Source organism: Nocardioides sp. URHA0032, assembly GCF_000620645.1.
GTDB lineage: Bacteria > Actinomycetota > Actinomycetes > Propionibacteriales > Nocardioidaceae > Nocardioides.
Genome location: NZ_JIAV01000015.1, coordinates 19,162 through 32,780, shown reverse-complemented (window position 1 = coordinate 32,780; position 13,619 = coordinate 19,162). Strand labels below are relative to the sequence as shown.

Genomic DNA, 13,619 nt, shown 5'->3' with positions numbered 1-13,619 from the left:
CTTCCGGCAGCGCAGCCGCGCCTGCCCGCGGCCCTGGTCGCCGAGCGGGTGAGCGCCTGGTTCGGCGATCACCAGGTGCTCGAGGACGTCGACCTGGCGATGGCCGCCGGTGAGGTGACCGCGCTGATCGGCCCGTCCGGGTGCGGCAAGTCGACATTCCTGCGCATCCTCAACCGGATGCACGAGCTGGTCCCGGGGGCGAGCCTGGCGGGGCAGGTGCTCCTCGACGGCCACGACATCTACGACCCGGAGCTGCGGCCGATCGAGAGTCGGCGCCGGATCGGGATGGTGTTCCAGAAGGCCAACCCGTTCCCGACCATGTCTGTCCACGACAACGTGCTCGCCGGGCTCAGGCTCACCGGCCGCAGGACCCGGCGAAGCACCTCGGACGACCTGGTCGAGCGCAGCCTGCGCAGTGCCGGTCTCTGGGAGGAGGTCAAGAACCGCCTGGGTACGCCGGGCTCCTCGCTCTCCGGGGGACAGCAGCAGCGGCTGTGCATCGCGCGCGCCCTCGCCGTACGCCCCGACGTGCTGCTCATGGACGAGCCGTGCTCGGCGCTCGACCCCACCTCCACCCGTCGCGTCGAGGAGACGATCCGCTCGATCGCGGGCGAGGTGACGGTCGTGATCGTCACGCACAACATGCAGCAGGCGCACCGGGTCTCCGACCACTGCGCGTTCTTCCTGGCGGCCGAGGGCAAGCCCGGCTACATCGTCGAGCAGGGCCGGACCGAGGACATCTTCGAGCGGCCCCAGGACGAGCGGACCTCCGACTACGTGAACGGCCGTTTCGGATGACGATCTCAGTCGACCCGCCGGTCCGGACGGCAGCCACCCGCCGCGTCATCTCGGCGCGCCCGACGCCCCAGGACGTCACGTTCGTCGTGGCGGCGCGCTCGGCCGCGATCTCGACGCTCGTCGTCATGGGTCTGATCGGACTGTTCCTGCTGATCGGCGCCTGGCCGGCGTTGCACCAGCAGGGCCTCTCGTTCATCACCGAGTGGCAGTGGCTGCCGGAGGCCGGCACGTTCGGCATCGCGTCGTTGCTGTGGGGCACATTCCTGATCGGCCTGTTCGCCCTCGTGGTCGCCGTGCCGGTCGGCTTCGGCGCCGCGCTGTTCATCAGTGAGTACGCACCCCGCTCGATCAAGGGCTCGCTCATCACACTGGTCGACCTGATGGCCGCGGTGCCGTCGATCATCTACGCGATGTGGGCGCTGTTCTTCCTCCAGGCGCACCTGCTGACGGTGGCGCAGTGGATCTCGGTGCACTTCGGTCCCGTCCTGCCGTTCCTGCGCGTGAACACCCCGGACTCGCCGTCGTCGTACACGTCCTCGGCGTTCATCGCGGGCATCGCCGTCGGCGTGGTCGTGCTGCCCACGGTCACCTCGATCATGCGCGAGGTCTTCGCGCAGGCGCCGATCGGCGAGCGCGAGGGCGCCATCGCCCTGGGCGCCACCCGGTGGGGGATGATCCGGACCGTCGTGATCCCGTTCGGCCGCAGCGGCATCGTCGGCGGCATCATGCTCGGCCTGGGGCGGGCGCTCGGCGAGACGATCGTCGTGTACGCCGTGATCTCGCCGATGTTCGAGTTCACCACGCACCCGCTGCAGAGCGGCACCAACACGATCGCCTCGCACATCGCGTCGCGCTACTCCGAGTCCGGCGGCGTCGCGCTGTCCGGCCTGCTCGGCGCCGGCCTCGTGCTGTTCCTGTTCACCCTGGTGATCAACACGCTCGCCGGCATCGTGGTGAGCCGGTCCCGCTCCGGCTCGGCGACGGAGATCTGATGGCTGCCACGGCTCCCCGCAAGGTCAAGGTCGGCGGCGTCTCGACCGAGCTGGTGCTGCACGTCGGCTCGGCCGCGTTCGGCGCCCTCGCGCTGGTGTGGCTGATGTACCAGCAGCTGCTCCCGATCACGGGGACCATCGGCTTCTGGCTCAGCTGGTACGCCGTCTTCCTCGTCCTGCTCGCCGCCGCGAGCGCGACCACCTTGGACCGGATCGCGGTCGTCGACCGGATCGTCGGGGCGCTGGTCACGACGGCGGGCGCGATCCTGGTCGCCTGCCTGGCCGGCATCGTGGTGTTCACGGCGGTGCGGGGCTGGACGGCCCTGAAGCACGTGAACTTCTACCACGACACGACGGCGTACATCGGCCCGGACGCGTCGCTCGACCAGGGCGGCATCTGGGCCGCGATGGTCGGGACCCTCGAGCAGGTCGCGATCTCGATGATCGCCAGCGTGCCGCTCGGGATCGCGACCGCGGTCTACCTCAGCGAGGTGCGCGGCCGGCTCGCCCGGGTGGTCCGGACCGTGGTCGAGGCGATGAGTGCGGTGCCGACGATCGTCGCCGGCCTGTTCATCTACTCGATGCTGATCCTCAAGTTCGGCCAGGAGCGCAGCGGCTTCGCCGCCTCGCTCGCGCTATGCGTCAGCATGATCCCGGTCGTCGTCACGACCGCCGAGGTCGTGCTCCGGCTGGTGCCGGGAGGCCTGCGGGAAGCGTCGCTCGCCCTCGGCACCACCCAGTGGCAGACGGTGCGCCGCGTCGTCCTCCCCACCGCGCGGTCGGGACTCGTCACCGCGGTGCTGTTGGGCGTCGCGCGGGTGATCGGGGAGACGTCGCCGGTGCTGCTGGTGGCCGGGTCGACCTCCGAGCTCAACTACGACGCCTTCCACGGGCCGCAGGTCTCGCTGCCGCTGTTCGTGTTCAACGAGATGCGGCTGCCGCTGGACCAGGCCATCGCCCGGGCGTTCGGCGCCGCCGTCGTCCTGCTGGTGCTGGTCGTCGTGCTGTTCGGCCTCGCCCGCGTCATCGGCGGCAAGCCGCCGGGCCACCTGAGTCGGCGCCAGCAGCGCCGCCTGGCCGTCACCGCGGGGCTCGCACCCGCGCCGAACGCCGTGAACGTCGGTTCCCTCGAAGGAGACATGTCGTGAAGCGCATCATCGCCGTCGTGCTGTTCGTCGGCGCGCTCCTCGCCCCCGTGCCCGCCCAGGCGTCCGAGAGCTACGTGCCGATCTCCGGCGCCGGCTCGACCTGGAGCCAGGTCGCCGTCGACGCCTGGCGCGCCGACGTCCGCGCCTCCGGCGTCGTCGTGAACTTCGCCGGCACCGGGTCGACCGACGGCCGGTCGCAGTTCATCCAGGGCACCGTGGACTTCGCCAACACCGAGATCCCGTTCCAGAACCCGCCCGAGCCGGGGCAGCAGGCCGAGGTGCCCAGCCGCGACTTCGCCTACCTGCCGATCGTCGCCGGCGGCACCTCGTTCATGTACAACCTGACGGTCGGCGGCCAGCGGGTCCGCGACCTGCGGCTGTCGGGCACCACCCTCGCCAAGATCTTCACCGGAGCGATCACGCGGTGGAGCGACCCGGCCATCGAGAAGGACTACGGCAAGCCGCTGCCCGACATCCCGATCATTCCGGTCGTGCGGTCGGACGGCGCCGGCGCGTCCGCGCAGTTCTCGCTGTACATGCGCAGCCAGGCCAACAGCATCTACTGCCCGTTCATCCGGTCCGAGCTGCACCTGTCGGGCAGCGACTGCCCGAGCGTGTCGTTCTACCCGTCGTTCGGCAGCTCCAAGGCCCAGGTCGGCTCGAACGGCGTCGCGAACTACGTCTCCGCGTCGTACGGCGCCGGCTCGATCGGGTACGTCGAGTACGCCTACGCCAAGCGCATCGACTTCCCCGTCGTGTCGCTGCTGAACAAGGCGGGCTACTACTCGCAGCCCACGGCCGGCAACGTCGCGGTCGCGCTCACCGGCGCGAAGATCAACAGCGACCTGACCCAGAACCTCGAGTCGGTGTACACGAACCGGGACCCGCGCACGTACCCGATGTCGAGCTACAGCTACATGGTCGTGCCGACGTCGACGGACTCGCCGTTCAACGCCGACAAGGGCAAGACCCTCTCGACGTTCATCAACTACTTCCTGTGTGCGGGGCAGCAGAAGGCCGACATCCTGGGCTACTCGCCGCTTCCCAAGAACCTGGTGCTGGCCGGGTTCGACCAGGTGAAGCGGATCCCGGGAGCGGTGAGGTCGCCGTCGATCAGCGACTGCGACAACCCGGCGCTCGACATCCTCCAGTCGGCGCCCATGCCGAGCAAGTGCGACAGGATCGGGTCGGACTGCACCACCACCAACAGCGGGGGCGGCACCGGCGCGAGCGGGGGGACCGGCACCAGCGGCGGCACCGGAGGAGCAGGCGGACCCGGTGCGACCGGGGGGAGTGGCGGCACCGGGGCCGGTGGTGACGCGCCCGGCGCGATCGATCCACTGACCGGCGGTACGACGGGTGGTGCCGTCGATCCTGCGACGGGCACGGCAGCTGGCGCGACGGCGACACCGTTGCAGCTGACCGGTGGGCGTTCCGGCCAGGCGACCGCGGCGGCCTGGGTCGCCGCGATCGCGCTGGCGCTCACGGTGATGGTGCCGCCGTTCCTGCTGCGGCGGTCGAGGACGAGGCGGTAGGTCGCGCCCCAAACCGGTTGAGGCGAGCCGCGGTCACCGCGAGGCTGGCGGCATGACGACCTTCATCGCGCACACGACCATCGACTGTCGCAACGCCTACGAGCTCTCGGAGTGGTGGAAGCCGGTGCTCGGCTACGTCGACCTCGAGGGGGACCCGAACCTGCCCGGTCACGTGGAGTGCATGATCCGCGACCCCGAGACCGGTCACCGGCTGCTCTTCATCGAGGTGCCGGACCAGAAGTCGGTGAAGAACAGGCTGCACCTCGACCTCCGCCCGCGCGCCGCCACCCGGGACGAGGAGCTCGAGACCCTGGTCGGCCACGGCGCCTCGGTCGTGGAGGACCACCGCGGGATCCACGGGCCCGGGTCCGGCTGGGTCACGCTCGCAGACCCGGAGGGCAACGAGTTCTGCATCCTGAGGTCGGATGCGGAGGTCACGGCGTCGTGACGGTCCTGCCTGACGGGCGTGTCGGGCCCCGGTGAGCACGACGCCCGGGCCGCGAGACACCCGTCGGCGGGGTCGTCGTGGTCAGGAGGTGCCGCCCCGCAGCAACCTCAGGTGCAGGTCGCGGGTCTGGTACGACGGATCCGCGCCGAACTCGTCGGCCAGGTAGGCGCGGTAGGTCTCGAACACGCGTAGGGCGCTGCCGATGTCACCGAGCTCGGCGTACGCACGCATGAGGGTCCGGTGGGCGGACTCCGACACCCGGTCGATCCGCGCGGCCGTCCCGGCCAGCTCCAGCGCCTCGCGGAACGAGCCCAGCTCGATCGCGGCCGCCGCAGCGTCAGCGACGAGCTCCAGCCGGATCAGGACCAGGTGCTCCCGCTCGGCGCGCGCCCAGTCGCTGTCGTCGTCGTTGGCGTGGAAGTCCGCGCGGTAGAGGCGCTCAGCGACCCGCGCCTCCTCGAGGACCCGGGCGTGCTGACCGAGGTGGTCCGCGGCCTTGACGCGCTGGGCGGCCTCCTCGAACGCCCCGACGTCGACCCACGCGTCGCGCAGCACGAGGCCGTCCGGTGAGCGTTCGATGCACTGGTGCTGGATCGCGCGTCGGATCTGGCTGGATGCGGTGCGCAGGCTCGCGCCGGCCCGCTCGGGCGCGGCGTCGGGCCAGAGCTTGCCGATCAGGCTGTCGACGCGTACGGGCCGCGCATTGCTGAGAGCGAGCAGCCGGAGCAGGTCCATGGTCTTGCCGGTGCGCCACTCGTCAGCCGGGACGGTGGTGCCGTCGAGGCGGACCACCTCGAGCTCGCCCAGCAGGCTGATGGAGACCTCTCGATGCTGCGTCATGCGTTGGCCTGGGCCCCCTTGCTCGACAAAACCCGGGCGCAGCACCTCTCTGACCGCTCGTTCAGGATAACGCGCGGCAGCCCGGCCGGCCCGTCACCGCGGGCTCGACGGAGGAGTCAATTGCGCTCCTCGTCCAGGGCGAGGACCTCCACGAGCCCGGCCAGCACGTCGGTGGCGACGTCGCTCAACGGTCGTCCCTGCCGCCGCGCGAGCACTGCGAGGCGGTCGAAGCTGTCCTCGACGGAGAGGCCGGTGCGCTCGGCCACCACACCCTTGGCCTGCTCGACCACCACCCGCAGGGCCAGGGCCGTCTGGAGCTGCTCGGCGAGGATCTCCTTCTGCCGTGGCGTCCGCTCCTGGAGCAGGCCGATCGTGGCCACCCCTGCCAGCGCCTGCGCGACCGCCACGTCGTCGGGGCCCAACACGGTCGGCTCGTGGTACAGCAGGTTCAGGGCGCCCAGCACGTCTGACCGCATCCGCATCGGCACCACCTGGGCGGACGCGAACCCCAGGCTGCGAGCCTCCCGGGTGAAGCGGGGCCAGCGCAGCGCCGCCTCCTCGGAGCCCACGTTGACGACCGGAGCACCCGAGCGCCAGGCATCCAGGCACGGCCCCTCCGAGATCGCGATCGCGACCAGCTCCAGCACCTGGGAGGTGTGGGTGGTCGACGCGACCAACTGCAAGGTGCCGCGCTGGTCGGCCAGGATCACCCCGACAGCCGTGGCGCCCAGGATCTCGGTGCATCTGGTCGCCAGGTTCTGGAGGAAGTCCAGGACCTCGAAGTCGTCGCCGATCGTGTCCGCCAGCTCGACGAACGTCGCGGCCAACAGCTGTTCTCGGGACAACGCGTTCTCCTCTCCGTGTCGGTGGTGGCCGACGGTTTGCTCAGTAGAAGACAATCACTCTGTCGACGACACCGCGAGCGGTCTCGGCGACCGATCGGCCGTCGGCGAAGGCTCGCGCGCGGAGCAGCAGGAGCGCCTCGGTCAACCCGACGCCTGCCTGCACCGACACCATGCCGGTCGCCTGGTGGACCTCGGGATGTCCTTCGAACTCCACTTCCAGCCGGCCGATCGCCAGGGCGTCCGGCTCGCCGCCGGTGCCGTCGTGGTCCCCGGTCTGGAGGTAGAGCACGAGCATGACCGCGGCGTCTGCGTAGTGCAGCGCGAGGCTCAGGTCGGCATCGTCGAGCAGGCCGGGCTGGTCGCGGTACAGGTCGAGCACGCCGAGGCGGATGCCACCGATCCGCAGCGGGTACGAGAACAGCCCGCGGACCCCCTTCTGGAGGGCAGCGGGGGTGTAGGCCGGCCACCGGTCGGAACCCGGGGCCGACAGGTCTGCATGCAGCACGAGGCGTCCTGTCGCGAAGGAGTCGACGCACGGACCCTCACCCAGGGTGAGCTGGAGATCCTCGAGCTCGGTGGCCCGCTCGTCGGAACCCACGACGAGCTCGATGACGCCGTCGCGGTTCATCAGAGCGATACCCGCTGCCGAGATGGGGAGGCGCCGGCACGCATCCCGGCACAGCAGCTCCGGCAGGCTCAGCTCGGACCTGACCTCGTCCATGAGCGAGATCAGGATCTCGGCGGCGGGCGTCACGGCGACATCCGGAACGAGGTCGATCGCGGACCACGTGCCGACGGACCGACGTTCGCGCCGCACCGCTCCATGATGCTTCCTCAGCTCGGCCGGCGACCGTGCACTCCGGCGTTCCCTCCGCTGAGGTGGCTGCCATCCGCGACGCTCAGGGGTTCCCGCCACACCGTAGCGGATCCGTGGCCCCACCGGCAGGCCCGGCAGACGCGACCGACCCGTGCCGGGTCACGGATGTGCGGACGCGGGCCATGGGTGCGAGGGTCCTGGCGGTCGCCATCCGGCCCGGAACGCGAGACCGACGGCTCCGAGCTGGGAAGGCACGCCGAGCTTCACCCGGATCGCGCGGACCTGCGCCCGGACCGTGGCCTCGGCCACGAACGCAGCCCGGGCGATCTCCACGACACTGGTGCCTCGCATCAGTTCCCCGAGGACCTCGCTCTCGCGAGGGCTCAGCGTCTGGAGCAGCGCGGCTGACCTCGCGTCGCGAGCCTGCTCGTTCCGGTAGCAGGTGAGCAGGGTCGTGCGCTGCTCGTGCGACACTGCCGGCCGACCCGCCCCGACGTCGCGGATCCGGCTCAGGACCGTCTCCAGGTGCGCGGACTTGGTCACGACCGCCCGCGCGCCGAGGTGGAGGCACTCGCCGTGCCGCGCCGGGTCGGTGGTGGCGGTCACGACGATCACGGCGACACCGGCGAGCGCCAGGGGACAGACGAGGTGCGCGCCGTCCGTGGGCTCCAGGGGCAGGTCGAGCAGCGCGACGTGTGGCTTCTGGCGCAGCACCTCGGCGGCGACGCGGTCGACCGAGGACGACCTCGGCGACACCCGGCGCACGACATGGCCTGCGTGCGTCAGGACGATGTCGAAGGCCTCCGCGAACAGCGGCTGGTCCTCCACCAGCGCGATCCGGATCAGTCCGGCATCGCCAGGCACGGTCGTGCTCCCTCGTCGGCGGCGGACGGGGTGAGCGTGAAGGCGGCTCCACCGACGGTTCCGAGGGGCCACCCGGCCATGAGCCCGGCGACGGCTGGGGCTCCCCAGCGAGGGCGGAGAAGGGACCGCAGCGCGCGTCGCGCGGCGACCGCGGCGTGGAGCGTCGTCGGCATCGTGGCCTGAGCGTGCATCGAGTGCTCCCTTGGTCGGGTCCATGACGCCACCCCTGTGCAAAAAAATCGTGAAAGGCGCGTCAAATCAGGCGTTCCCCGCAACGGCGCTACCGGGATCGCTGGCTGACCCTTGATCTGCTGTGGAATCCGTCGTCAGCGTGGCGGTGCGGACGGGTCGTCGGCGCGCCCGGCGTGGAGCCGGCGACCGGCGACGACCAGCTCGGCCACGGTGTGCAGCTTCAGCTGCGTCTCCTGGGAGTGTCGGCGCAGCACGGCCATCGCCTGGTCGCCGTCCAGCTCGTACCTCTCCATCAGCATGCCCTGGGCCTGCCCGACCACGCCGCGCGAGTTCAGCGCGACCGTCAGGTTCGTGGCGCGATCGACGTGTCGGAGCAGGAGGCCGATCTGGTGGGCGAGGTGGCTCGCCGCCCTCGTGGCGGCGGGGGGAAACGCCCCGGGCCGGCGCCCGTACAGCTCCAGCACCGTCACGTCGGTCCTTGCTGGGGGCATGCCGACGAAGAGCGCCGAGTGCAGGCCGGCGGTGGCCGTTGCCGCCGCCCACTCCGGCCATCGCGCCTCCTCGCGGGTGGCCGGGAGGACGAGCACCTCGCCGTCGGCCAGGAGCACGTCCCGGGGAGTCATCAGGGACGCGGATGCGACACGGTCGAGGGCAGCGAGGCCGGCGTCGCTGGACCCGAGTCGGCGCGCCGGGCCGTGACGGGAGTGGACCGAGAGCCCGACGACGTCAGCGACGCCGCGGCGCGCGACGAGGTCCGCCGTGTGCTGCGCTGCCCGGTCCAGCCCGTCGATCCCGACCAGCTCCTCGGCGATGTCCGCAGTCAGCCGGAGCAGGGTCAGCTCGGTCCCTTCGCGGGCGGGCTCCGCCGGTCGCTGCTCGGTCATCGCCACCTCTCCGGCCCCGCTGTCCGTCAGCGAGCCTTCCACGCCCGGGACCACCGTGGAACCGGTCCTCCGATCCCCATGCCGCCTGCCCTCCGACCCTAGTGTGCACGCGAAGGTGTGCGGACGGAGTCGGGCTCGTGGCGTCCCGGCACCTCGATCGTCATCGTCATCTCGCATCGCAGGGCACCCCCGGCACCATCGTCGAGCACGGGGATACTGGTGCGATGCTCCAGAGCCCGCGGGACCCCCGGACGAGCGACTACGTGCACGGCCGCTTCGGATGAGTCCTGCCCGCACCATCGCGTCCCTGTCGACCGGTCTGGTGGTCGTCGCGGGACTCGGGTACCTCGCTTCGCAGACCGTGCTGTCCGCGCCGTCGTACGTGGTGTCCGACCGGCAGTACGTCCAAGCACCCGTTCCGGCGGCGCAGGCCCACGGTGAGGTGCAGCCGGGCAAGCCGGTCGGGCCGCAGCGGGTCGACCCGCAGTGGGTGGCCGACACCGCCGCCCGTGCGGGCATCCCGGCAACCGCCGTACGCTCCTATGCGAACGCACAGCTCGCCGAGCCGCGCGGCTGCGACGTCGGCTGGACGACGCTGGCCGGCATCGGCTGGGTGGAGTCGCAGCACGGCACCATCGGCGGCCGCACCCTGGGCGACGACGGGCACTCGTCCACGCCGATCCTCGGCCCCGCGCTCGACGGCCACCGGTACGCCGCGATCCCGGCCACGCCCGAGACGACCGCCTGGCACGGCGACCCGCACTGGGACCACGCGGTCGGACCGCTGCAGTTCATCCCCTCGACCTGGGAGACCTGGGGCGCCGACGGCGACGGGGACGGCGCCGCCGACCCGAACGACCTCGACGACGCGGCGTACGCCGCCGTCCTCTACCTCTGCGCCGACGGCCACGACCTGACCACCGGCTCGGGATGGGCCGACGCGGTGTTCTCCTACAACCACGCCCAGTCCTACGTGGACTCGGTCTACACCGCCGCGAAGGCCTACGCGGACCGCACGGCCGGGTAGTCCCTGACGTTTCTGCGCATCGCGGGGCGGAATCACGACATTTTCGCCAGGGACTACCAGCCCACACCCGACACCGCCCGGCTCCCCGAGGGTCCGCGGGCGACCATTTTCGCGCGATGAGCGTGTTCGCCTTCCCCGGCGAGGAGCCACCGCAGATCGAGTGCAACGAGGACGCCGGCGGCGTGGAGACCGACGAGTAGGACCGTGGACCCGACCCTGGGACCCCGGGGGAGTCAGGTCCGACGCCGTACCGCCCCGTTGCGGAGGCCCGCGGCCGCGATCTGCGAGGAGACCTCCAGCTTGCTGAGGATGGCGTTCAGCTGCGTCCGCACGCTCGCGGGCGACAGGTCCTGAGCCGCGGCGATCTCGCTGAAGGTCCGGCCGAGCGTGAGCTGGCGCAGCAGGTCGCGTTCGGCTGGCGAGAGCTTCTCGAGCCGCGGGCAGAGTTGCTCCTCGCGCAGCTTGCGTTCGTACCAGGCCCGCAGCAGCTGTTCGTGCTCGGACCGAGTCGCCAAGGGGGCGCCGTCGCGGACTCCACGCACGATGGCGTTGACCTCGTCGAGCGATGCGGACTTCGAGATCACCTTCGCTGCGCCGAGGTGAACGCTCTCACCCCAGCGGGCCCGGTCGGCGGATCCCGTCAGGACCACCACCACGGTGCCCGCCTCGGCCAGCGGTGCGATGAGCCTCGAGCCGTCCCCGAACCCGTCCAGGTCGACGTCGAGCAGGGCGAGGTCGTAGTCGCCGCCGGTCCGACGGACGTCGGCGGGAGCTGCCGCCATCATCTTCGCGATGTCGGTGGGCAGGAGCCGGTGCACCGTGGGGCTCTCGGACTCCAGCGCCTTGCGGAGGGCCTCGGCGAACAGCTCGTGGTCGTCGATCACGAGCACGCGGAGTGGTCGACCGCGGCTGGTCATGGTCGCGGCGCGACCGGGAGCCGTCTGTCGCACGCGTCGGTCATGGGGGCTCGCTCCTTCCGGGACTCGAGGCCTCCTGGGCAGAACGACCGGGTCAGGACGTCCGAGGCACGCGTCGCTCGCCGCCGAGCGACACCCTGTGCGTGCCCCGTCGAAACGTCAATCATTCCTGCACGCCGACGACGAGCGCCGAGGCTCACCAGCCGCAGCGGGCCACGAGGCCGGTCGTTGGACCGGCGTTCGAGCTCCGGGCGGTGTCCAGCCGGGACGGGGGACATTCCCAGGTGGAGGAACCGCCCGCTCCCTCCCAGGAGCGTGCAGCGGCTGGTGAGCGGTTCTCGGGGGGCGCAATCTGGATCTTCTTGAACTACGATGGTCGAGCGACGGGGACGCGGGCATCATCAAGATCGGGGTCATTCGCCCGGGTTGGTCGCGACCGCCCTCTTGCTTGAACAGGTGATCGCGTGGTGAACGAGCCGTCCGTGCCCCGGATCGTCGTCGCATCGGACCAGACCCTCGTCGCGGACGTCCTGTGCGCGTCGCTCGGCGACTTCGGCCTCGAGCTCGTGAGCTGGCATCAGGGCGCAGATCCCGTGGCCCCGGACGCCCACGCCGGCCTGTTGGTGACCGACCTGGCCAGTCCCGACTGCCGTGCGTACGCCGACGGCGTGCTGGCCGGTTCCGCCATGCCGTGGGTGGTCGTCACCGCGACGCCTCCGCCCGCGACGTGGCTCGAGGGGTTCGCCCCGGTCCACGTGCGGGTGCTGCCCGCCTCGGTCCGGCTCGCCGAGCTCGCGGATGCGCTGCACGACGCCGTGGAGCATGCCGCGGTCGCCGGTGACGTCAGCTGCCCGTGGCCGCGCCCGGAAGGCACCAGGCGCTAGTACGCGCCGTCGTGGGCCAAGACCGCGTGCAGCGTGCGGCGCAGGATCCGGAGATCGGTCCCGAGGGACCAGTTGTCCACGTAGTGGAGATCGAGCCGGACGGTGTCCTCCCAGGACAGGTCCGAGCGGCCGGAGACCTGCCAGAGACCGGTGAGCCCGGGGCGGACGGCGAGCCGCCGGCGTGGATCGATGTCGTAGCGCGCCACCTCCCCCGGAAGTGCCGGACGCGGCCCGACGAGCGCCATCTGGCCGCGCAGCACGTTGGCCAGCTGGGGCAGCTCGTCGATCGAGTAGCGGCGGAGGAGGCGGCCGGTGCGGGTGATCCGCGGGTCCTGGCGGATCTTGAACAGCACCGCGCCCTCGGACTCGTTGCGCTCGGCGAGCTCGTCGACGACGGCGTCGGCGCCGACGGTCATCGTGCGGAACTTGTACAACGTGAACTCGCGTCCGTCGCGGCCCACCCTGACCTGACGGAAGATGGCGGGCCCGGCACTGTCCAGGCGCACGGCCGCCGCGACACACAGCAGGAGCGGGCCGAGGAGGACGACCAGCAGCGCGGCACCCGCCCGGTCCATGGTGGCCTTCACCAGCCGCGCCAGTCGTCCGGACGGCGCCCGCAGCTGCAGGAGGCTGAGGTCGCCCGCCGAGACGAGCGCCGCGCGGGACGGAGCGACGTCGAGGAGTCCGGTGCCCACGTAGACGCGGGTGCCGGTGGCCTCGAGCTGCCACCCCAGCCGGCGCAGCCGAGCGGGGTCCAGCTCGCGGCACGGGAGGACGACGACGGCATCCGCGTCCGCGGCGACGATCGCCCGCACGATGTTGTCCGGGGCGGGCAGCCCCAGGCCGCCACCCCCATCATCGTCGCAAGGCGACGCGGACGGTCCGACGACGCAGGTGCCCACGACGTCCCAGCGCTCGCCCGGAACCCGGCGCAGCTCCGAGACGGCCCGGTCGACCTCGTCCGGCTCGCCGGCGACCACGACCCGGGCTCCGGCGGACGACAGGAGCGCGCGACTCCACGGCGCGTCGGCGACCGACCTGGTCACCAGGCCGAACAGCGTCAGGAGCGCCGTGAGCACGATCAGCTGCTCGGGGGTTGCCGTCACCGCGACCACCGTGGGAAGCGACCAGCACAGGAGGGCGAGGACGACGCCGGCGCGCACGACGGCCGGGCCGCGATGCCCCCGGGACTGCGCGTAGGCCGCGCAACACATCAGCAGGATGAGCCACAGCAGGCCGAGCGTCACCACGTTTCCGGCCTCCCGGCCGGTGGAAGGGAGAGGGCCGCTCGGGCCGACGATCAGGACCGCGATGGCGACCGAGACGCTGTCCAGGAGGGCGAGCGCGCACAACGGGACGACCTTGGACCTACTCGCTCGCCGCCGGATCTCCGTGGGCCGGAAGGCAGTGTCCGGCGCCGACTCGAGA

The 13,619-nt window shown here is 71.6% G+C and carries 14 protein-coding genes; 7 read left to right on the top strand and 7 right to left on the bottom strand.

Going from position 1 to position 13,619, the window contains the following annotated elements; translation table 11 throughout:
* Positions 1 to 21: 21 nt before the first annotated feature.
* From pstB to N538_RS0104560, 5 genes are read left to right on the top strand one after another with little or no spacing between them, the layout of a single operon-like run.
* Positions 22 to 798, top strand: a complete 777-nt coding sequence (gene pstB, locus N538_RS0104580) for a phosphate ABC transporter ATP-binding protein PstB (protein WP_442937145.1) — start codon at positions 22 to 24, stop codon at positions 796 to 798.
* The gene (gene pstC, locus N538_RS0104575; protein WP_081790288.1) at positions 795 to 1,790 is read left to right on the top strand and encodes a phosphate ABC transporter permease subunit PstC; all 996 of its coding nucleotides are present in this window, start codon (positions 795 to 797) and stop codon (positions 1,788 to 1,790) included. Before pstB ends, pstC begins: the two co-directional genes overlap by 4 nt.
* On the top strand, positions 1,790 to 2,938 hold the full coding sequence (gene pstA, locus N538_RS23870; RefSeq protein WP_081790287.1) for a phosphate ABC transporter permease PstA: 1,149 nt from the start codon (positions 1,790 to 1,792) through the stop codon (positions 2,936 to 2,938). The genes pstC and pstA overlap by 1 nt, the downstream gene beginning before the upstream one ends.
* Positions 2,935 to 4,473: a phosphate ABC transporter substrate-binding protein PstS gene (locus N538_RS0104565; protein ID WP_028636316.1), complete on the top strand. Its 1,539-nt coding sequence runs from the start codon at positions 2,935 to 2,937 to the stop codon at positions 4,471 to 4,473. Before pstA ends, N538_RS0104565 begins: the two co-directional genes overlap by 4 nt.
* Positions 4,474 to 4,525: 52 nt before the next feature.
* Complete coding sequence (locus N538_RS0104560; protein WP_028636315.1) at positions 4,526 to 4,921, top strand: VOC family protein; 396 nt, start codon at positions 4,526 to 4,528, stop codon at positions 4,919 to 4,921.
* Between the two features lie 81 nt (positions 4,922 to 5,002).
* Here N538_RS0104560 and N538_RS0104555 read toward each other — a convergent pair whose 3' ends face one another.
* The 5 genes from N538_RS0104555 to N538_RS0104530 form a co-directional block, all read right to left on the bottom strand.
* Entirely contained in the window at positions 5,003 to 5,761 is a 759-nt protein-coding gene (locus tag N538_RS0104555) for an AfsR/SARP family transcriptional regulator (protein WP_028636314.1), read from the bottom strand.
* A gap of 116 nt (positions 5,762 to 5,877) precedes the next feature.
* Positions 5,878 to 6,606 (bottom strand): GAF and ANTAR domain-containing protein, encoded by a 729-nt coding sequence (locus tag N538_RS0104550; RefSeq protein ID WP_036569508.1) that lies wholly within the window; start codon positions 6,604 to 6,606, stop codon positions 5,878 to 5,880.
* Between the two features lie 40 nt (positions 6,607 to 6,646).
* Positions 6,647 to 7,360: a GAF and ANTAR domain-containing protein gene (locus tag N538_RS0104545; RefSeq protein WP_028636312.1), complete on the bottom strand. Its 714-nt coding sequence runs from the start codon at positions 7,358 to 7,360 to the stop codon at positions 6,647 to 6,649.
* A gap of 222 nt (positions 7,361 to 7,582) precedes the next feature.
* On the bottom strand, positions 7,583 to 8,287 hold the full coding sequence (locus N538_RS0104540) for a response regulator transcription factor (protein WP_028636311.1): 705 nt from the start codon (positions 8,285 to 8,287) through the stop codon (positions 7,583 to 7,585).
* A gap of 326 nt (positions 8,288 to 8,613) precedes the next feature.
* The gene (locus N538_RS0104530; protein WP_155991967.1) at positions 8,614 to 9,363 is read right to left on the bottom strand and encodes an ANTAR domain-containing protein; all 750 of its coding nucleotides are present in this window, start codon (positions 9,361 to 9,363) and stop codon (positions 8,614 to 8,616) included.
* Between the two features lie 280 nt (positions 9,364 to 9,643).
* Here N538_RS0104530 and N538_RS0104525 point away from each other — a divergent pair, with 280 nt between their 5' ends.
* Positions 9,644 to 10,390: a lytic murein transglycosylase gene (locus N538_RS0104525; RefSeq protein WP_028636308.1), complete on the top strand. Its 747-nt coding sequence runs from the start codon at positions 9,644 to 9,646 to the stop codon at positions 10,388 to 10,390.
* Positions 10,391 to 10,623: 233 nt separating this feature from the next.
* Here the strand turns inward: N538_RS0104525 and N538_RS0104515 are convergent, their stop codons facing one another.
* A complete protein-coding gene (locus N538_RS0104515; protein ID WP_081790285.1) occupies positions 10,624 to 11,340 on the bottom strand; it encodes a response regulator in 717 nt (238 codons plus the stop codon).
* Between the two features lie 434 nt (positions 11,341 to 11,774).
* Between N538_RS0104515 and N538_RS0104510 the strand changes: the two genes are divergently transcribed.
* The gene (locus N538_RS0104510; RefSeq protein ID WP_155991966.1) at positions 11,775 to 12,191 is read left to right on the top strand and encodes a hypothetical protein; all 417 of its coding nucleotides are present in this window, start codon (positions 11,775 to 11,777) and stop codon (positions 12,189 to 12,191) included.
* On the opposite strand, the gene N538_RS23865 is transcribed toward N538_RS0104510, so the two are convergent.
* On the bottom strand, positions 12,188 to 13,543 hold the full coding sequence (locus N538_RS23865) for an exopolysaccharide biosynthesis polyprenyl glycosylphosphotransferase (RefSeq protein ID WP_051548779.1): 1,356 nt from the start codon (positions 13,541 to 13,543) through the stop codon (positions 12,188 to 12,190). The two genes, N538_RS0104510 and N538_RS23865, sit on opposite strands and share 4 nt — an antisense overlap.
* Between the last annotated feature and the right edge of the window lie 76 nt (positions 13,544 to 13,619).